Source organism: Noviluteimonas lactosilytica (assembly GCF_020866925.1).
Lineage (GTDB): Bacteria > Pseudomonadota > Gammaproteobacteria > Xanthomonadales > Xanthomonadaceae > Noviluteimonas > Noviluteimonas lactosilytica.
Map to the genome: position 1 here is coordinate 116,228 of NZ_JAJGAK010000004.1, position 19,045 is coordinate 135,272.

Sequence of the window (19,045 nt, forward strand, 5' to 3'; positions counted from 1 at the left end):
AGACTGCGTACTACGGCGCCTCGTGGCGCCCCTGCGCGCGGGCGCGGGCGATGACCGCGCGGTACAGCACGCGATCGCCGTGCCGGGACACGGCCACGGCTCCGAGGGTCAGCGCGGCCTCGCGCAGCTCCGCGTCCACGTCGTAGTGCGCACCGCTGGTCTTGTCCTGGAACGCGCGCTGCGGCAGGCCGATCGCCGCGGCCATCGCGTGCAGCTCGACCAGGGTGTCGGCCATCAGGTGTGCCCAGCGGCGGCCGCGCCAGAGGGTGACCGCGTCGTCGACGTAGACGCTCATGCGCGCAGGATGGCGGCTGGCGTTGCATCCTGTCCATCGCGCCACCATGTCCCAGCGCATGCAGACCCCGACCGACCCCCAACCGCAGGCCTCCGACGAGATCGTCGCCGCCCCCGACAGCGTCGCCGGCAGCGCGCCCGTCGCCCGACCCACCGGCGCCCGCGCCGACTGGCAGGTGCTGCGTTCGCTCGCGCCGTTCCTGCAGCCCTTCACGGGCCGCATCCTGTTCGCGCTCGCACTGGTCGTGATGGGCAAGCTCGCGAACCTCGCAGTGCCGATGGTGTTGAAGAAGCTGGTCGACGGGCTCAACGTCGCGCCGACCCTGCTCGTGCTGCCGGTCGGCTTGCTGCTCGCCTACGGCGCGTCGCGCGTCGGGGTGACGCTGTTCACCGAGTTGCGCCAGGTCGTGTTCGCGCGCGTGATGGCGCGCGTGTCGCGGCGCGTGACCCTGCAGGTGTTCCGCCACCTGCATGCGCTGTCGCTGCGTTTCCATCTCGCGCGTCGCACGGGCGGAGTCGCGCGCGACGTCGAACGCGGCGGCACCGCGATCTCCGACCTGCTCGACTGGACGATCTACACCATCATCCCGACCGCGCTGGAAATAGTGCTCGTCGCGGGGGTCCTCGCGTGGTTCTACGACTGGGGGTTCGTCGCGATCACCGCGGGCACGCTCGTGGCCTACGTGCTGTTCACCGTGTCGATCACCGAATGGCGCACGCGTTACTACCGCGCCGCCGTTGAAGCGGACACGAAGGCCAACGAGCGCGCGGTCGATTCGCTGCTCAACTACGAGACCGTCAAGTACTTCGGCAACGAAGAACACGAAGCGCGCCGTTACGACGAGAACCTGCAGCGCCTCGAGAACGCGCAGGTGATGAGCCGCAAGACGCTCGCCGTGCTCAACCTCGGCCAGACCGCCATCGTCGCGCTCGGCGTCTCGGCAATGATGTGGCGCGCGGCCGCGGGCGTCGTCGCCGGCGAGATGACGGTCGGCGACCTCGTGCTGGTCAACGCCTACCTGCTGCAGTTGTCCGCGCCGCTGAACATGCTCGGCATGATGTACCGCGAAGTGAAGCAGGCGATGACCAACCTCGAACGCCTGTTCGGCCTGCTCGACGAACGCCAGGACGTGCAGGACCGCGCGGGCGCGACGCCGTTGCATGCGACGCAGCCGGAGGTGCGCTTCGAAGGCGTGCGCTTCGCGTACGACGTGCGGCGGCAGATCCTGCGCGATGTCGACTTCACCATTCCGCCGGGGGCGACGGTTGCGGTGGTCGGACATTCGGGCTCGGGCAAGTCCACGCTCGCGCGCCTGCTGTATCGCTTCTACGACGTGGATGCCGGCCGCATCACGATCACCGACGCCGCCGGCACCGCGCACGACGTGCGCGACTACACGCAGCATTCGGTGCGCGCGACGATCGCGATCGTTCCGCAGGATACGGTGCTGTTCAACGACACCATCTACTACAACATCGAGTATGGCCGCCCGGGAGCGACCCGCGAAGAAGTCGAACACGCGGCACGCGCGGCGCACATCCACGACCTGATCGCCGGCCTGCCGGACGGTTACGACACCGAAGTCGGCGAGCGCGGCCTCAAGCTGTCGGGCGGCGAGAAGCAACGCGTGGCGATTGCGCGCGCGCTGCTGAAGAACCCGGCGATCCTGATCTTCGACGAGGCGACCTCCGCGCTCGATTCGCGTTCGGAGCAGGCGATCCAGTCCGAACTCGACCGCATCGCGCTGGGCCGCACGACGCTCACCATCGCGCATCGCCTGTCGACGGTGATGAATGCCGACGAGATCCTGGTGATGGATGCCGGCCGCATCATCGAACGCGGACGGCATGGCGAACTCATCGCGCGCCAGGGCCATTACGCGCAGATGTGGAAGCTGCAACAGCAGGAACGCCTGCGCGAACTGGAGGCGGAAGCCTGATGTGCCTGATCGCGGTCGGTTGGCACGCGCATCCGCGCTGGAAGCTCGCGGTGATCGCCAACCGCGATGAATCGCACGCGCGACCCACGGCGGCCGCGGCGCAGGACCCGGACTTTCCGTCGGTGTTCGGCGGCCGCGACCTCGAAGCGGGCGGTAGCTGGTTGCTCGCGTCGGCGCAGCGGCGGTTTGTCGCGGTGACCAACGTGCGCGCCGGATTGCATCCCGAAACCGCGCCGCTCTCGCGCGGTTCGCTCGTGCGCGACTTCGCGACGGGCGACGCACGCGCAGGCGACTACGTGGCATCGCTCGCACGCACCGCGCCGGAGTTCGGCCGCTTCAACCTGTTGTGTTGGGATGGCGATGCGCTGCGCTTCGCCACCAACCATCCGCAATACGACGCACGCGACGTGAGCGACGGCGTCCACGCGATGTCGAACGGCGCCTTCGACGCGCCATGGCCGAAGAGCGGGCACGCCACGCGCGCACTCGAAGCGTGGCTCTCCACATCGCAGGGCCACGATGCGATCGAGGAAACGATGCTCGCGCCGTTGTTCGACGCACTCGCCGACACCACGCCCGCGCCCGACGCACGGTTGCCCGACACCGGCGTGGGCCTGGACATGGAACGCCTGCTGTCGCCGCCGTTCGTGCGCGGCCCGCGTTACGGCACGCGCTGCAGCACGGTGGTGCTCGTCGACGAGGCGGGCATCGTGTTCGCCGAACATCGCTTCGGCCCGGATGCGGTGCCATCCGGACGCACGTTCGCGCAAGTGCCTTTCGCGTAACCCCGCGTTTTCATCGCGTTTCAATGAACGCCAAGCAAATCCGGATGACCTTCGGCACAAGCAGCCGTGTTGTCGGCGCGTGAAAATTGCGCCCACTTACAGGGAGACCCCACCGATCATGAAGCGTTTCGCCATCGCCCTCGCCACCGCCGCCTCGCTGTTCGCCGTCAATGCGAGCGCCCAGCAGGCTTCCGGCAACCTCCAGGGCGAAGCCCTCGCCGGCGACAAGATCGCCGTCACCTCGACGAGCACCGGCTTCCACCGCGAAATCACGGTCGAAGACGCGGGCAAGTACTCGATCCGTCGCCTGCCGACCGGCACCTACATCGTCGAAGTCACGCACGCCGACGGTTCGAAGGACAAGCCGAAGCAGATCGTCATCCAGGTCGGCACGACCGCGCGCATCAAGTAAGCGCGTCGAAACACCGGATGCATGGAGGGCGGCCCACGGGCCGCCCTTTTTCGTTGCGTCTCCGGTCTGCGCGGCCGGTCTCGCCGCCGCTTCCCGTAACCTGATTCGAACCAGATTCCGTCGTGTCTTTCAGGGGGAGACGACATGGGGACCGTGATCCGTGAGCTGTTCTCCGGCGAAGTGCTCTATCGCCAGGGAGATCCATCCGACTGCGCGTGGCTGATCGAGCGCGGCGGCATCGAACTGACTTCCGAACAAGGCCGCCGCAGCGTGCACCACGGCACGCTGGGCCCGGGCGAGTTGATCGGCGAACTGGGCATGCTCGACGGCCAGCCGCGCAGCGCCACCGCGACCGCGCGCGGCGACACGCAACTGCTCGCGATCGACCACGACCAGTTCCTCGAACGCCTCGAAGGCGGCGACGCGATCGTGCGCACGCTGGTGCTGAGCCTGTTGCGCCGCACGCGCGCCATCATCGCCGCGATGCCGCAGGAAGTGCAGCTGCCCGCCGAAGACATGGCGGTCGAATCGAAGGAAGAACGCGCCGGCCTGGACAAGATCCGCCTCGAAGCGCGCCTGCGCGACGCGCTCGCCACGAAGACGCTCGAAGTGCGCTACCAGCCGATCTACGACATCGCCGAAGGCGCGGTGCGCGGGTACGAAGCGCTCGTGCGCTGGCAGTTGCCGGATCGTGGCGCGGTGTCGCCGGCGGAGTTCATCAAGCTCGCCGAAGAGACCTCGCTGATCGTGCCCGTGGGCGAGTACGTGCTCGACCGCGTGATCGAAGTGCTGGTCGCGCTGCGCGACGCCGGCGTGGCGCCGTTGCCGAGCATCGCGGTCAACCTGTCGGCGCGACAACTCGTCGAGCCGGGCATGGCGCGCCAGATCGTGCAGCGCATCGAACAGGCGAAGTTGCCCGCGGGTACGCTCAAGCTCGAAGTCACCGAGAGCCGCATGCTCGACTACGCGCCGGTCGCGGCGGTCATGCAGCATTGCCGCGCGCACGGCATTCCGTTCGCGCTCGACGATTTCGGCACCGGGTATTCCAACCTCACGCACCTGCACAAGCTCGACTTCGAGTTCGTGAAGGTGGACCAGGCGTTCGCGCGCCACATGTTCGACTCCGAGCGCGCGATGGCGATCGTGCAGGCGATCGTCGCGATGGCGCACGGCATCGGCGCGCACGTGGTGATGGAAGGCGTCGAGACCGTCGAGCAACTCGAACGCCTGCGGCAGATGGGCGTGCGTTACGCGCAGGGCTACCTGATCGGCCAGGCCGCCCCGACCGCGGCCGTGTTGTCCGGCGATGCCGCGCGTGGCCTGCAGGCGAAGGAGTCCGCACTCGCCTGACCCTCACGTCGCGATGGCACCATGCGTGTCCATGCGATGCCTTCCTCTTTGCGCGCTGCTCCCCGCCGCGGCGTTCGCGCAGACGACCGCGCCTGCCGCGGCGCCGGTCGAACTCGATCGCGTGCAGGTCACCGCGACGCGCCTGCCCGAAACCGCGCGCGACGTGCCGGCATCGGTCAGCGTCATCGAACGCGACGACGGCCGTGTCGACACGCTCGGCGCGGCCTTGTCCGAACGACTCACCACCGTGCCCGGCCTGCTCGCGCGCGATCGGCGCAACTACGCGCAGGACGAACAGATCTCGATCCGCGGCTTCGGCACGCGCGCGAGCTTCGGCATTCGCGGCGTGCGCCTGTATCTCGACGGCGTGCCCGCGACGATGCCGGACGGGCAGGGGCAGGTATCGCACATGCCGCTCGCCTTCGCGCGTCGGATAGAGATACTGCGCGGACCGTTCTCGGTGTCGTACGGCAATGCGTCGGGCGGCGTGATCCAGGTGTTCACCGACGATCCCGCGTCGCCTGGATCGATGCGGGCGACGGCGGCGTACGGGTCGGATGCGGCGCGGCGCGTGTCGTTCGAAGCCAACGATCGTGGCGATGCATTGGGGTGGCTCGCGGGTGCGCAACATTTCGCGACCGATGGCTTTCGCGAACACTCCGCGGCCGAGCGCAACACGCTGCACGGGAAGCTCGCGTTCGACGCGGGCGCGACGCGGGCGACGCTCGTCGTCGATGCGCTCGCCGCGCCGAATGCGCAGGACCCCGGCGGCCTCGACCGCGATCAGTTCGCACGCGATCCGGCGCAGGCGGCGCCGACCTCGCTGCTGTTCGACACGCGCAAGTCGGTCGACCAGCGCCAGCTCGGCGCGGTCGTTGAGCACGACGCACGCATCGGCACGCTGCGCGCGATGGCGTACGCGGGGCGGCGCGACGTCGAACAATTCCTCGCCATTCCGGTCGGCACGCAACGCAATCCGTTGAGCGGCGGCGGCGTGATCGACCTCGGCGCGCCGTACTCGGGCATCGACGTGCGCTGGACGTCGCGCGAGGCCCCGTTGCAGTGGGTCGCCGGCATCGCCTGGGACCGCCAGCGCCAGGATCGCCGCGGCTACGAGAATTTCGTCGGCGACAGGCTCGGCGTGCGCGGCGCGTTGCGCGCCGACCAGACCGATCGCGTCGATGCCTTCGATCCCTTCCTGCAGGCGACATGGCGCGCGAATGACGCGTGGTCGTTCAGCGCCGGCGTGCGCCACAGCCGCGTGCGCTTCCGCTCCGACGACCACTACATCACCGCGGACAATCCCGACGACAGCGGGCGCCTCGACTACTCGGCGACCTCACCGGTGCTCGGCGCGAACTGGCGCGCGAACGACGCGGTGTCGTTCTACGCCGCGTACGGCGAAGGCTTCGAGACGCCCACGTTCAACGAATTGCAGTACCGCAGCGACGGCGGCAGCGGTCTCAACTTCGCGTTGAATGCCGCGACGACGCGCAGCGCGGAAGCGGGCATGAAGGTCTCGCGCGGCGGATTGCGCACCGAACTCGCGCTCTTCCGCGCACAGACCGACGACGAACTCACCGTCGGCACGAGCGCGGGCGGACGCACGACGTTCCAGAACGCAGGGCACGCGCAACGCACCGGCCTCGAACTTTCCGGCGCTGTTCCGTTGGGCGATGCGTGGGAGGCAGAGTTCGCGTTGACGTGGCTCGATGCGCACTTCACCGACGGCTTCCTCGCGTGCGCGGGCGTGCCGTGCACGAGCCCGAGCGTGCCGGTGCCCGCGGGTACGCGCATTCCCGGCATTCCGCGCACCGCGGCGCAGGCGGCGTTGCGCTGGGGCGGCGACATCGGGTGGCATGCGCGCATCGAAGGCCTCTATGTCGGCGCCGTGCCCGTCAACAACTTCGGCGACGAGCGCGCAGCGGCGTACGCGGTATTCGGCGCGAGCGCGGGGTACGGATTCGTGGCGGGCGACGGCGACGGTCGCGTGTTCCTCGCCATCGACAACCTGGGCGATCGCACGTACGCCGGTTCAGTGATCGTCAATGAATCGAATCGGCGCTACTACGAGCCTGCGCCCGATCGCGGCTTCACGGTCGGGGTCGAGTGGCGCTGGCGCTGAGCCTGTACGCATCGCCCTCACGCCGCGCGTCGCACGCTCCCATGGCCGAGCATTCCTTCGCATGGAGGTGAACGTATGCGAGTGCCGTTGCTATTGATCGTGATCCTGGCTGCAGGATGCGCACAGAAGTCGGAGCTCGCACCGGAAACGGTGAGCGGCCCGGCGCCCCCGTTGCCCGAACCCGACAAGGCGTTGTTGCCGACGGTGAAGATCGCGCCCGCGACCGGATGGAAATCCGGCGAAACGCCGGTGCCCGCGGCAGGCGTGCAGGTGAAGGCGTTCGCGACCGGCCTGGAACATCCGCGCTGGTTGTACGTGTTGCCGAACGGCGACGTGCTCGTCGCCGAAACCAATCGCCCGCCGACCGAAGACAAGCCCGCGAATCCGATCCGCGCGGCGTTCATGAAGTCGGCGTTCGAGAAGGCCGGCGCGTCGGTGCCGAGCCCGAATCGCATCACGCTGCTGCGCGACAAGGACGGCGACGGCGTGGCGGAAACCAAGTCGGTGCTGCTGTCCAACCTGTTCTCACCGTTCGGCATGTCGCTCGTCGGCGATCGCCTGTATGTCGCCAACGCCGATGCGATCGTGTCGGTGCCCTACAAGGAAGGCGACACGCAGATCGCGGCCGCGCCTGAAAAACTCGCGGACCTGCCGGGCGCACCGCGCAATCATCACTGGACGAAGAGCCTGCTCGCGTCGAAGGACGGCGGGACGTTCTACGTCGGCGTCGGTTCCAACAGCAACGTCGGCGAGAACGGCCTGGACATCGAAGAGAATCGCGCGGCGATCCTCGCGGTCGATGCGAAGACGGGCGCTTCGCGCGTGTACGCGAGCGGCCTGCGCAATCCCGTCGGCATCGCGTGGGGGCCGGGCGGGACGCTGTACGCCGTCGTCAACGAACGCGACGAACTCGGCAACGACCTCGTGCCCGACTACCTGACGTCGGTGAAGGAAGGCGCGTTCTACGGCTGGCCGTGGAGCTACTACGGCGCGCACGTCGACACGCGTGTCAAACCCGAACGCCCCGACATGGTCGCGAAGGCGATCGCCCCCGACTACGCGCTCGGTCCGCACGTCGCATCGCTGGGACTCGCGTTCTCGTCGGGCGACAAGATGCCGAAGGCGTGGCGCGACGGTGCCTTCGTCGGCCTGCACGGGTCGTGGAATCGCGATCCGCAGAGCGGCTACAAGGTCGTGTACGTGCCGTTCGCGAACGGCAAGCCGCAGGGCGAGCAACAGGATGTGCTCACCGGTTTCCTTGATGCGGAAGGCAACGCGCGCGGGCGCCCGGTGGGCGTCGCGATGGCGAAGGATGGTGCGCTGCTGGTCGCCGACGATGTCGGCAATGCCGTGTGGCGCGTCTCGCCGTGATCCGTTGAAGCGCCGTGACCGGTGAAAGCAACGGCGCGCGCAGTCAGCGCGCCGCGGCCTGTTTCGTCGCCTCGAACCTGCGCGCGTAATCCCGTTCGCTCGCCACGCGTTCCACTTCATCGTCCGCAAGGTCCGGCGCGGCGTACACGGCGTATGCGATCTCGCCACCATCGCGGTGGCCGACGTGATGCAGGTTGTAGCGTGGGCGTCCGCCGCCGCCGTTCTCGGGGTAGTGCATCGGCGGCGACTTCGCGTCGAGGTCCAGTTCGCTGTTATCCACCGCGCCACCGACGAAAAGGGCTCGCATGCACGTGCTCCCGCTGAGGTTTGCACGCATGTTCGGACGGCGGCTGTGGAAAACGCATCAAACCGGCGTTAGCGGAGCGCTAACGCCGGTTCGCACGATCGCGTGCGCAATGCGTATGGATCAGGCAATCGCACCGATGCGACGCGACAGGAAGTAGTAGGCGAGGTTGCCCAGGCCCGTCGCGCCGGCGAGCACCGCGACCACGCCCGGGGTGATCTCCTGCCAGCCGCCCGCTTCGATGAGGCCGAAGCCGACCGCGATCGACACCAGGATGACGCCCCAGCGCAGCGAACTGTGCTTCTGGCGCAGGTCTTCCCCGGCCATGATCGAGCGGACCATTTCATCGGAGCCGTTCGCGCCGATCAGGTGGCGGCGGGTGCGTGCATCGACCACGACCTTGATGACGTAGGCGATGCTGATGAACATGGTGATGGGGATGAGGTATGCGTAGTCCATGGGATGCTCCGGTCGGTTGCGGTGTGGCGGTGGCATTGGGGTGACGGAGCAGGGGATACGGGTGGGGGGCAGGCGGTTGCAGGGTCGGTGGAGGACAAGGCGACGAACGGTCGGTCCCCCACGGTTGCAACCGATGGCGCCCCGGGCGTATCAGGAATCGACATGGATGGAGGCCGCCCGCTGGAACGCAACGCACCACCTGCCGAGAACGTCCCCGCCGAAGGGCCGGGACGCGAGGTCGACCGCGAGGCCGACCGCGCGCTCGTGGCCGCCGTGCTCGCGGGCGCGCCCGGGTCGTTCGAGCGTTTGGTGAAGCAGTACCAGGGCCTGTGCTTCCACATCATCAATCGCATGGTCCGCCAGCCCGACGACACCCGCGAGCTGTGCCAGGACACCTTCCTGCGCGTGCATCGCTACCTGCACCAGTACCGCGGCGACAGCTCGCTGCAGGGATGGATCGGCCAGGTCGCCTATTCCGTCGCCAAGCGCCATTTGGAGCGCAAGCGCATCCCGTTGCAGGAAGCCGCCGACGCCGACGAGCACCAGGCGTTGCTGGAAAACGTCGGCGACCACTTCGACCTCGAAGGCGCGGCCGTCGACGCCGAATCCGCACGCTGCCTGCACGAAGCGATCGAAACACTGCCGCCGATGCAGCGCACGCTGCTCACGCTGTATCACCTGGACGAGTTGCCGATCGGCGAGATCGCCACCATGACCGGTCTCGCCGAGGGCACCATCAAGAGTCATCTGTTCCGCAGTCGCCAGCGCCTCCGCCAGGTGCTGGAAGCACGGATGGGAGTCGCCGCATGAACAAGAACAACGACCACGTCAACGACCGCGCCATCGACGAGCGCGAATGGCAGGCGCAGGAACGCGCGATGCGCGAGGCGCGCGAAGGCACGGCGTCCACCGATCCGATGGCGATGCGCTATCGCCGGGTCGCCGACGCGCTGCGCGAACCGCTGCCGGACCTGTTGCCGCCGGACTTCGCCGCGCAGGTCGCACGCCAGGCCGAGGCGAACGCGACGGCGCCGGTGATCGCGGAGCCGCCGGCGGACAAGGGCTTCGAATTCAACCTGATGCGCGGCCTGCTCGGCCTGCTCGGCCTCGGCAGCGCGGTGGTCGCCGCGATGTACGGCCGCGCCTGGCTCGCACCGACCCTCGAGCTGCTGCACCTGGATTCGAACGTCGCCGTGAACTGGGCGCTCGCGCTCGCCGCGTGCGTCGGCGCGAGCTGGCTCACCGAGCAATTGCGCCGCCGCCGGGAGTCTGCCGCGCACGCCGCGTAAACTGCGCGGATGCGAAACCCCACCGGATCGCGCGACACCGACGCCGCGCTCGAAGTCCTGTTCCATCCGTTCGACACGGGCGCGCTCGCGTGGCCGAGCGCGGGCGGCGCGTTGTTCCTGCGCGCGCGCGACGGCTGGCCGCTGCATGCGCGCGCCTATCCGAGGCTCGTGTGCGAGCAGGGCTTCAAGCCCGCGTTCGATGCGCTCGCGCGCTCGGGCCTGCCCGTGCATGGCGACGGCGTCGGAGGCACGTACCCACTCGTGCTCGTGCTGCCGCCGCGGCAGCGCGACGAAGCGCGGGCGTTGTTCGCGCGCGCGCTCGTACAGGCGGGGGACGCCGGCGTGGTGGTCGCGTGCATGCCCAACGATGAAGGCGCGAAGACCGGGCAATCGGACCTGGCGAAGCTCGCGGGCCCCGTCAGCGTGTTGTCGAAGCAACATTGCCGCGTGTTCTGGACCGGCGCGCGCGAGGTCGACGCGGACCTGCTCGCGCATTGGCGCGTGCTCGATGCGCCGCGACGCGTGGGCGACGGAACGTGGATGAGCCGGCCCGGCGTGTTCGCGTGGGATCGCGTCGATGTCGCGTCCGCGTTGCTGCTCCAGCATTTGCCGGCGGACCTCGCGGGGGAGGGCGCCGATCTCGGCGCGGGCACCGGCGTGCTCGCACGCGACGTGCTCGCGCGTTGCGCGCAGGTGCGCACGCTCGATCTCTACGAAGCGGAACTGCGCGCGCTGCAGCTTGCGCGCGAGAACCTCGCGACGCACGCGAACGCCGGCTTCCATTGGCACGACGTCACCGGCGGCCTTACGCGACAGTACGATTTCATCGTGATGAATCCCCCGTTCCACGCGCAGGCGCGCGCCGATCGGCCCGACATCGGCCGACGCTTCATCGCCGTCGCGGCCGAAGCGCTGCGCCCGCGCGGCCGCCTCGTGATGGTCGCCAATCGTCATCTTCCTTACGAAGCCGAACTCGGCGGTCGCTTCGCGCAGGTGCGCACGCTCGCCGCCGCGAGCGGCTTCAAGGTCGTCGAGGCGGTGCGCGCATGAAACTCGTCAAGCACATCGCGAACCTCGGCTATGGCAGTCGCAAGGAAGTCCAGTGGATGTTCCGCGAGGGGCGCATCACCGACGCCGCCGGCGACGTGCTCTACGCCGACGACCAGGTCGAACACGATGCGATCCGCGTCGACGGCGAGCCGCTCGATCCGCCGCAGGGCCTGCTATTGATGTTGAACAAGCCCGTGGGCTACACGTGTTCGACGAAGGATTCGGGTCGCATCGTCTATGACCTGCTGCCGCCGCGCTTCCGCTTGCGGTCGCCGTTGCTGTCGACCGTCGGGCGACTGGATCGCGACACCAGCGGCCTGCTGCTGCTGACCGACGACGGCGGGCTCCTGCATCGCATCGTGTCGCCGAAGGCGCAACTCTCGAAGCGTTACGACGCGACGCTCGCACAAGACCTGCGCGGCGACGAAGGCGACGTGTTCGCCAGCGGCACGCTGATGCTCGAATCCGAACAGACGCCGCTGAAACCCGCGACGCTGGAAGTGCGCGACCCTCGCAACGCGAGCCTCGTGCTCACCGAAGGGCGCTACCACCAGGTGCGGCGGATGTTCGCTGCAGTCGGCAACCACGTGGAGGCGTTGCATCGCAGCGCGATCGGCGGGTTGTCGCTGGACGATCTAGCGCCGGGCGAGTGGCGGGCGCTGGGCGACGAAGATCGGGCGCGACTGGGCGTTTGACGTTCAATCGAGCAGCTTGCGCCACCCTTCGTGGCCGAGCTGCTGCAACGTCTCCACGTTCCGCTCGACGATGACCTCCGAATCCGGGAATGCATCCACCGCGCGCGACACGCTGTCCTCGCGCAGCAGGTGCAGCGTCGGATACGGCGACCGGTTCGTGTAGTTCGCGATGTCGTCCGGGTCGCTGCCGGCGAACTGGTATTCCGGGTGGAAGCTCGCCACCTGCAACACGCCGTCGAGTTCCATCGCTTCCACGAGGCCGTCGGCGTCGCCGAGGAAATCGTTGTAGTCGATGAAGTCCTGCAACACGTGCGGATGCACGATCAGCGTCGTGTCGACCTCGTCGGGCGAAGCATCGCGAAGGAACGCGAGTTCCTCGCCCAGCTGCTCCAGCAAGTCCGCGGGCTCGGTGGCGTCGCTCAGCACCCAGCGCACCTGTCCCTTCGCGTGCACCGCCTTCGCGAACGGACACAGGTTGAGGCCGATGACGGCGCGTTCGAGCCAGCGGCGGGTGTCGGCGATGAAGTCGGCCGCACCGGCCGCGTCGTGGGTGTCGTCTTCCATCGCGCAAGGTTACAAGTAAAGCCGCTGGCACGTATCGCACCAGAACGCGCGCCGCGCTGCGCGACCGAGGTGCTTGCGGAAACTCAGCCGGGAACCGTCGCGCGGGCAGTACTGCTTCGCGTGCACCTGCCAGTGCTTGCGCAGTGCGAACTGCTTCTTCCATTCGTAGAAGTCGAAGCTGTAGTCGCGCGCTTCGCGGATCATCTCGCCGAGCTTGCGCGAGGGCAGGGCGCCGATCTCGCTCTCCGGATGCACGCGGATGCGGTGCAGCACTTCGTTCTTGATGATGTTGCCGCTGCCCGCGAAGATGTCCTGGTGCAGCAGCGCGTCGGCGGCGAGCATGTCGGGGTGGGTGACGAGCTTCTTGCGTGCCGTCCGCGGATTCCACTCGGGCGACATCACGTCCGCGCTCCAGTCGTAGACCTCGTCGAGGTCGCCTTCGATGTACTTCACCGAGCAGGCGTAGAAGTTGAGCTCGCGCCCGCGCGCGAACCCGAGCGACAGGCGCGCCTTGCGATTTTCCTTGCGCGCATCGATCGCGTAGCTGCCGAACAGCATGAAATGCACGCGCAGGGTGAAGTCGTCGAACTCGACGAGGAAATGCTTGCCCCAACTGCGCACGTCGCGCACGGTGCGGCCGACCATGCGGTCGGGTTCGATCACCTGCGTGTTGCCGGTCGCACGCAACACGCGTTTGCCGATGAAACCTTCCGCGGCTTCGCGCAGGATGACGATGGACGGGCCTTCGGGCATGCCTGCAGGCTGCCGCGCGTGGCGTCGCGAACGCGTGCAGGGTGGCGCACGACGCGGCGATGCCCCAAGCTGCGCGGATGGAACTGGCCACCCCCCACATGGACAGCCGCCGTCGCACGCGCGCGATCCTGTTGATGCTCACCGCTGTCGCGTTGTTCGCGGTGATGGATACGTTGCTCAAGATGCTGTCGGGCCACTATCCACCGATGCAGGTGGCGACGCTGCGCGGCCTGAGTTCGCTGCCGCTCGTGCTCACGTGGGCGATCGCGACCGCGGGCGTGATGCCGCTGTTGCGCGTGCGCTGGTCGCTGCACTTGCTGCGCGGCGTGCTCGGCATCGCGATGATGGCGAGCTTCATCTACGCGCTGAAATCGCTGCCGCTGTCGACGACGTATTCGATCTTCTTCGTCGCGCCGCTGATGATCACCGCGCTGTCGGTGCCGTTCCTCGGCGAGAAAGTCGGGCCGCGACGCTGGACCGCGATCGGCATCGGCCTGGTCGGCGTGCTCGTCGTGTTGCGCCCGACCGGCGAAGGCGTGCTGAGCATGGCGGGCCTGATGGTGCTGGTCGCCGCCTTGGCCTACGCGATCTCCGCGATCACCGTGCGCCTCCTGGCGAAGACCGATTCGGTGCAGGCGATGATGGTGTGGCTGCTCGCATTGATGGCGATCGGCGCGGGCGCGCTCTCGGCGCACGAGTGGGTGCCCGTGCAACGCGAACACTGGTGGCTGATCGCCGCCCTCGGCGTCGCCGGCGCGCTCGGCCAGTACGCGATCACGCTCGCCTTCAAGATCGGCGAAGCGTCGTTGATCGCGCCGCTCGAATACACCGCGCTCGTCTGGGGCGTGTGCCTAGACCTCGCGATCTGGGGCGTGCTGCCGGACAACGTCACGTGGATCGGCGCGGCGATCATCGTCGCGAGCGGGCTGTATCTGTTGAAGCGCGAGAAGGTGCACGCGGAGGCGGAGCATCCGTAACGCAACAGCGGGAAGCGGGAAACGGGAAACTCGGGAAACGGGAGGTTGGGTTCCACTTCGGCTGGTGGTACCCCAAGCCGAAGCGAATCCCTCTCTCCCGTTTCCCGCTCTTTGTTTCCCGTTTCCCCGCTTCAGTTAAAAGCGCGCCCCCACGCCAACACCCACCACCCACGGATCCACCTGCAACTCACCCGCCGGCACGCCGCCGACCTCCGCTTCGGTATCGCCCTTCAAATAACGCGCATCGGCGCGCGCGAACCAGCGATCGGTGATGTTGAAGTCGGCGCCGACCGTGGCGATCGGACCCTTCGGCGTATCGAGGCCGACGTGGTTGTCGCCCGCGACCGTCGGATCGAAGTGCTCCTGGTCGATGTTCGACTCGTAGTAACCCAGGCCCACGAAGGGGCGGATCGGCTGCGAGGCCTGGCCGAAGTGGTACTGGCCGCTCACCGCGACGGGCTGCTGCTTGAACTTGCCGCGCGCGCCGTTGGCGAGATTGACGTCGGACTCGAACTTGTCGGCGGCGCCCCACAGTTCGACCGCCCAATGCTCGTCGAAATGCCACGCGCCGCTCAGCGTCGGCGCGCCGCTGCCATCGAGGTCGGCGTCCTGGCCCGCGAGGCTGCCCGCGTTCGACTTCGGCACCATGTGCGCGTAACCGCCGACGAAGCTGAAGCGCTTCGGCGTGGTCGATGCATCAGTGTTGGCATCCTGCGCGAACGCAATCGGCGTGGCGGCGATCGCGGCAAGGATGGCGAGGGCTCGGAAAGACTTGCGCATGTTGCATCTCCTCGTTGTGGTTGTGTGCCCCGGGGAGAAGGGGCGGCGCCATCGTGTGAGGCGCCGGATGAACCACGACGGGTGCGGCGTGCGCGCGCCGCGATTTCAATGGCGGTTTTTCACCGCGAGACGATCTGGATGACGCAGTCGTTCAGCAACGTGCGCCGCGCATCGCGCGGCGCGACACAGGATTCACGCTTCGTCGGGCATCGGCGGGATGCCCTTGACGACGACGACATCGAAGACTTGCAACTTTTCGACCTTCGCCGCCTTCGACTGCATGATCGCGATCTCGGGCTTCACCGAACCTTCGACCATGTTGAAGACGTAGGCCGCTTCTTCGCGGCACGCCGTCTCATCGTGCTGCACGTCGACCGACGGGTTCGACACGTTGGCACCGACACCGCCGACGACCACCAGGCTGAGCGCCATCGCGCCGCGCCACAGGACATGTTGTACGGAATACATGACGGGACCTCGCACCGTGGCTGGGGGCGGCCACGTAATGGAAGATGCGCTCTCCCTGCAAAGGGTTGCAGTCCTATGCGACACCATGACGTCAGTCATGCCCGCTACCGGCACGTGCCCTTTCGGCACGCGGGTTGCATGATCCATTGCAAGCACGGAGGAACCGACGAATGCGTGGCACGAAGCTTGCGTTTCACATCACGGTGGGGATGTCGTTGTTGCTGGCCTGCGGCGCCGCCGTCGCCAAGGACATCGAATGCGACGTCGACAGCGATTTCGACCTGACCATCAACGATAAGTCGGTGATCCTGACCCGCTCCCACGGCACCCAGGCGCCCAAGGCCATCGTCATGCGCGACGGCCGCCTGTTCGTCGACGACGAATGGGTGAAGCTCAGCGCCGCCGACAGCCGCCGCATCGCCGAATACGAGAAGCAGGCGCGCGCGACCATGCCGCTGGCCCAGCAGATCGGCCGCGACGCGGCGGACATCGCCTTCACCGCGCTCGGTGAAGTGGCCGCAGGGCTGAGTTCGAACCCGAAGGACACCCGCGCCGACCTCGACAAGGCGCGCGCGAAGATCGACCGCAACCTGCAGCACGCCATCTCCGCGAATCGTTTCAGCGGAAACGAACTCGGCAGCAGCATCGCCGGCGCGATCACCGAAGTCATCCCGCTCGTCATCGGCGACATCGTCGGCGGCGCGGTGAGCGCGGCGCTGAGCGGCGACCAGGCGCGCCTGGAACGCATGGACAACCTCGACAAGGAAATCGAGCGCCGCGTCGAACCGCGCGCGAAACAGCTGGAAAAGAGCGCCGAAGCGCTCTGCCGCAAGATGGAGGCGCTGGACGCCATCGACGATTCGCTGGAGTTCCGCATGCCCGACGGCAGCCGCCTCGACCTGCTGGACACCAAGGTGACGATCCGCGAAGACGGCGAAGGCGTCGTCATCCGCGACTAGCGCAGAAGCGCCGCACCGCCATGTAGCGCCGGCCCAGAGCACCGGCGCTTCCCCCACGCCCGCGACTCCCCCCGCGGGCTTTTTTTTTCGCATCCAGCGCACCGTGGTTGGCGCACCGTCGCGCGACGGCCACAATAGACGGCCAACCTCCCACGGAAGTCGTCCCATGGCCGCACCCCAGGAAGCGAAAGTCCCCGACATCGGCGGATACGACGATGTGCCGGTGATCGAATTGCTGGTGAAGGTCGGCGACACCGTGAAGGCGGACCAGGGCCTGGTCACGCTCGAGTCGGACAAGGCGACGATGGAAGTGCCCGCGCCGTTCGCAGGCGTCGTGCGCGAGTTGAAGGTGAAGGTCGGCGACAAGTTGTCGGAAGGCAGCGTCGTTGCGTTGATCGAAGCCGAAGGCGATGCGGGCGGCGATGCGAAGCCGACCGATGCGAAGCCTGCGCCTGCCGCGGCACCCGCGACTGCGCCCACGCCGCCGCCGACGAAGCCGACCGCCGAAACCGGCGAGAAGGTCGAACCCGTCGCCGCATCGAAGCAGCCCGACAACATCGCGCAGCAGAGCATCGCCGCGTCGTCTGCGCGGGCGCTCGACGACAAGCCCGGCGTCGATGCCGAAGCGTTGCCGCCGCGTTCGCCGCCGGTTGCGTTCGATGCCGAAGGCCTGATGCCCGGCAAGGTGCCTTACGCGAGTCCCGCGGTGCGGTTGTTCGCGCGCGAACTCGGCGTGGACCTGGCGCAGGTGCAGGGCGGCGGTCCGAAGGGCCGCATCGAAAAGCAGGACGTGCAGAAGTTCGTGAAGAGCGCACTCGCCGGCGGCGTACCTGCCGCAGGCGCACCCGCCGGTGCGGGCGGTGGTTTCAACGTGTTGCCGTGGCCGCACGTCGACTTCTCCAAGTTCGGCGAAGTCGAAACCAAGCCGCTCACGCGCATCCAGAAGATCGCGGGCGCGAACCTGTCGCGCAACTGGGTGATGATCCCGCACGTCACGCAACTCGACGACGCCGACATCACCGACCTCGAAGCGTTGCGCGTGCAGCTCAACAAGGAAAACGAGAAGGCGGGCCTGAAGCTCACCATGCTCGCCTTCATCATGAAGGCCTCGGTCGCCGCGTTGCAGAAATACCCGACCTTCAATGCATCGCTCGACGCGAGCGGCGAGAACCTGACGCTAAAGAAGTACTTCCACATCGGCTTCGCCGCCGATACGCCGAATGGCCTCGTCGTTCCGGTCGTGCGCGACGTCGACAAGAAGGGCGTGTTCCAGGTCGCGAAGGAAACCGCGGAACTCGCGGCGAAGGCGCGCGAAGGCAAGCTCACGCCGGCCGAGATGAGCGGCGGCTGCTTCTCGATCAGTTCGCTCGGCGGCATCGGCGGCACGGCGTTCACGCCGATCGTCAACGCGCCGGAAGTCGCGATCCTCGGCGTGTCGAAGTCGTCGATGAAGCCGGTGTGGAACGGCGAAAAGTTCAAGCCGCGCCTCGTGCTGCCGCTTTCGCTGAGCTACGACCACCGCGTGATCGACGGCGCCGCCGCCGCGCGCTTCACCGCGTACCTTGCGCAACTGCTCGGCGACATGCGCCGGGCGATGCTGTGAACGAGGCGGTCGCGACGCCGGGCGGCCTGCGCAAGCGGAACGCGTTGCTGGCAGCCATCGGCGCCTGGTTCGTTGCGCCCGTGGCGTTCGCCTACGTGCAGCGCATCGGCTGGGGCATCGCGTTCGCGCTGGCCCCACCCATGAGCATGATGATCGCCGGTCGTACGGGACTCGCCTTCGTGCCCGGCGCCTATCCGATCCTCTCGGTGTTGCCGATCCTGGTGGTGATCGCGGCGATCGTCGCGGCGGTCGTCTTCGCGCGCCGCGTGCCGGAAGGCGCCACCCCGCGTTGGTATAACCGCTGGTACCACTATCTCTGGATGGGTGCGCTGACTCTCGTGGTCACGGGTTACCTCGCCGCGAATCGCGGCGCCGTCTTCGGCGCCGAGCCGTACCGAATTCCGTCCACGAGCATGGAGCCCACGATCGCGTTCGGCGACTTCATCGTCGCGGATTACCGTGCGAACACGATGGCCGAGATCCACCGAGGCGACATCGTGATCTTCGTTCCGAAGGCGCATCCCGACCAACGCTGGCAGAAGCGCGTCGTCGGCCTGCCGGGCGAATCGATCGTCGCGCGCGACCATCGCGTTTCGATCGACGGCAAGGCGCTCGACGAGCCATGGCAGACGGTACGCGATGGCGTGTCTTATCCCGGCGATTTCGAGAGCGTCACGCTCGGCCCCGACGAGTACTACCTGATGGGCGACAACCGCCCGAACTCCGAAGACAGTCGTTACACCGGGCCGGTCAAGCGCAATGCGCTGCTCGCCAAGGTGCGCACGATCTGGCTGCACTATTCGCCCGAACACGGCATTGATACATCGCGCATCGGCCTGAAGGTCGACGCGCCCGCACGCTGAGGAC

Annotated in this window: 20 protein-coding genes and 1 pseudogene; 14 read left to right on the plus strand and 7 right to left on the minus strand. The window is 67.8% G+C overall.

Translation table 11 applies throughout. From position 1 onward, the window contains the following. Window positions 1-10: 10 nt before the first annotated feature. Complete coding sequence (locus LK996_RS14585) at window positions 11-295, minus strand: DUF4031 domain-containing protein (protein ID WP_230528098.1); 285 nt, start codon at window positions 293-295, stop codon at window positions 11-13. Between the two features lie 58 nt (window positions 296-353). On the opposite strand from LK996_RS14585, the gene LK996_RS14590 reads away from it, so the two are divergent. From LK996_RS14590 to LK996_RS14615, 6 genes are all read left to right on the plus strand, one after another. Then, window positions 354-2,234 carry an ABCB family ABC transporter ATP-binding protein/permease gene (locus LK996_RS14590; protein ID WP_230528099.1) on the plus strand — a complete coding sequence of 627 codons (1,881 nt, stop codon included), beginning with the start codon at window positions 354-356 and terminating at the stop codon, window positions 2,232-2,234. Further along, a complete protein-coding gene (locus LK996_RS14595) occupies window positions 2,234-3,019 on the plus strand; it encodes an NRDE family protein (RefSeq protein WP_230528100.1) in 786 nt (261 codons plus the stop codon). Before LK996_RS14590 ends, LK996_RS14595 begins: the two co-directional genes overlap by 1 nt. 118 nt (window positions 3,020-3,137) lie before the next feature. Next, complete coding sequence (locus LK996_RS14600) at window positions 3,138-3,431, plus strand: carboxypeptidase-like regulatory domain-containing protein (protein WP_230528101.1); 294 nt, start codon at window positions 3,138-3,140, stop codon at window positions 3,429-3,431. 144 nt (window positions 3,432-3,575) lie between these two features. Then, window positions 3,576-4,781 (plus strand): EAL domain-containing protein, encoded by a 1,206-nt coding sequence (locus tag LK996_RS14605; protein WP_230528102.1) that lies wholly within the window; start codon window positions 3,576-3,578, stop codon window positions 4,779-4,781. A 31-nt stretch (window positions 4,782-4,812) separates the two neighbouring features. Further along, window positions 4,813-6,906, plus strand: a complete 2,094-nt coding sequence (locus LK996_RS14610) for a TonB-dependent receptor family protein (protein WP_230528103.1) — start codon at window positions 4,813-4,815, stop codon at window positions 6,904-6,906. Window positions 6,907-6,981: 75 nt separating this feature from the next. After that, on the plus strand, window positions 6,982-8,277 hold the full coding sequence (locus LK996_RS14615; protein ID WP_230528104.1) for a PQQ-dependent sugar dehydrogenase: 1,296 nt from the start codon (window positions 6,982-6,984) through the stop codon (window positions 8,275-8,277). A 43-nt stretch (window positions 8,278-8,320) separates the two neighbouring features. Here the strand turns inward: LK996_RS14615 and LK996_RS14620 are convergent, their stop codons facing one another. Together LK996_RS14620 and LK996_RS14625 are read right to left on the minus strand one after the other, a co-directional pair. Further along, window positions 8,321-8,584, minus strand: coding sequence for a hypothetical protein (locus tag LK996_RS14620; protein ID WP_230528105.1), 264 nt, complete (start codon window positions 8,582-8,584; stop codon window positions 8,321-8,323). 120 nt (window positions 8,585-8,704) lie between these two features. Then, entirely contained in the window at window positions 8,705-9,040 is a 336-nt protein-coding gene (locus tag LK996_RS14625) for a hypothetical protein (protein WP_230528106.1), read from the minus strand. Window positions 9,041-9,202: 162 nt separating this feature from the next. Between LK996_RS14625 and LK996_RS14630 the strand changes: the two genes are divergently transcribed. The 4 genes from LK996_RS14630 to LK996_RS14645 are packed head-to-tail and all read left to right on the plus strand — an operon-like array spanning window position 9,203 to window position 12,074. Further along, window positions 9,203-9,850 (plus strand): RNA polymerase sigma factor, encoded by a 648-nt coding sequence (locus LK996_RS14630; RefSeq protein ID WP_230528107.1) that lies wholly within the window; start codon window positions 9,203-9,205, stop codon window positions 9,848-9,850. After that, window positions 9,847-10,329, plus strand: a complete 483-nt coding sequence (locus tag LK996_RS14635; protein WP_230528108.1) for a hypothetical protein — start codon at window positions 9,847-9,849, stop codon at window positions 10,327-10,329. The genes LK996_RS14630 and LK996_RS14635 overlap by 4 nt, the downstream gene beginning before the upstream one ends. Window positions 10,330-10,338: 9 nt before the next feature. Next, window positions 10,339-11,379, plus strand: coding sequence for a class I SAM-dependent methyltransferase (locus LK996_RS14640; RefSeq protein ID WP_230528109.1), 1,041 nt, complete (start codon window positions 10,339-10,341; stop codon window positions 11,377-11,379). Further along, complete coding sequence (locus LK996_RS14645; protein ID WP_230528110.1) at window positions 11,376-12,074, plus strand: pseudouridine synthase; 699 nt, start codon at window positions 11,376-11,378, stop codon at window positions 12,072-12,074. Before LK996_RS14640 ends, LK996_RS14645 begins: the two co-directional genes overlap by 4 nt. Window positions 12,075-12,077: 3 nt before the next feature. Here LK996_RS14645 and LK996_RS14650 read toward each other — a convergent pair whose 3' ends face one another. Both LK996_RS14650 and LK996_RS14655 read right to left on the minus strand, forming a co-directional pair. Next, on the minus strand, window positions 12,078-12,638 hold the full coding sequence (locus LK996_RS14650; protein WP_230528111.1) for a DUF1415 domain-containing protein: 561 nt from the start codon (window positions 12,636-12,638) through the stop codon (window positions 12,078-12,080). A 9-nt stretch (window positions 12,639-12,647) separates the two neighbouring features. Continuing rightward, window positions 12,648-13,391: a DNA-formamidopyrimidine glycosylase family protein gene (locus tag LK996_RS14655; protein WP_230528112.1), complete on the minus strand. Its 744-nt coding sequence runs from the start codon at window positions 13,389-13,391 to the stop codon at window positions 12,648-12,650. A gap of 77 nt (window positions 13,392-13,468) precedes the next feature. Here LK996_RS14655 and LK996_RS14660 point away from each other — a divergent pair, with 77 nt between their 5' ends. Next, window positions 13,469-14,368, plus strand: coding sequence for a DMT family transporter (locus LK996_RS14660; RefSeq protein ID WP_425493795.1), 900 nt, complete (start codon window positions 13,469-13,471; stop codon window positions 14,366-14,368). A 135-nt stretch (window positions 14,369-14,503) separates the two neighbouring features. Here LK996_RS14660 and LK996_RS14665 read toward each other — a convergent pair whose 3' ends face one another. Both LK996_RS14665 and LK996_RS14670 read right to left on the minus strand, forming a co-directional pair. Continuing rightward, complete coding sequence (locus LK996_RS14665; protein ID WP_230528113.1) at window positions 14,504-15,148, minus strand: OmpW/AlkL family protein; 645 nt, start codon at window positions 15,146-15,148, stop codon at window positions 14,504-14,506. Window positions 15,149-15,340: 192 nt separating this feature from the next. Next, the gene (locus LK996_RS14670; protein ID WP_230528114.1) at window positions 15,341-15,616 is read right to left on the minus strand and encodes a hypothetical protein; all 276 of its coding nucleotides are present in this window, start codon (window positions 15,614-15,616) and stop codon (window positions 15,341-15,343) included. 170 nt (window positions 15,617-15,786) lie between these two features. Here LK996_RS14670 and LK996_RS14675 point away from each other — a divergent pair, with 170 nt between their 5' ends. From LK996_RS14675 to lepB, 3 genes and pseudogenes are all read left to right on the plus strand, one after another. Further along, window positions 15,787-16,575, plus strand: a complete 789-nt coding sequence (locus tag LK996_RS14675; protein ID WP_230528115.1) for a DUF2884 family protein — start codon at window positions 15,787-15,789, stop codon at window positions 16,573-16,575. 1 nt (window position 16,576) lies between these two features. Further along, a pseudogene (locus LK996_RS14680) lies at window positions 16,577-18,178 on the plus strand (dihydrolipoyllysine-residue acetyltransferase); the annotation flags it as partial. Further along, window positions 18,175-19,041, plus strand: coding sequence for a signal peptidase I (gene lepB / locus LK996_RS16700; protein ID WP_230528117.1), 867 nt, complete (start codon window positions 18,175-18,177; stop codon window positions 19,039-19,041). The pseudogene LK996_RS14680 and the gene lepB, both read left to right, overlap by 4 nt. The last annotated feature ends 4 nt before the right edge of the window (window positions 19,042-19,045 follow it).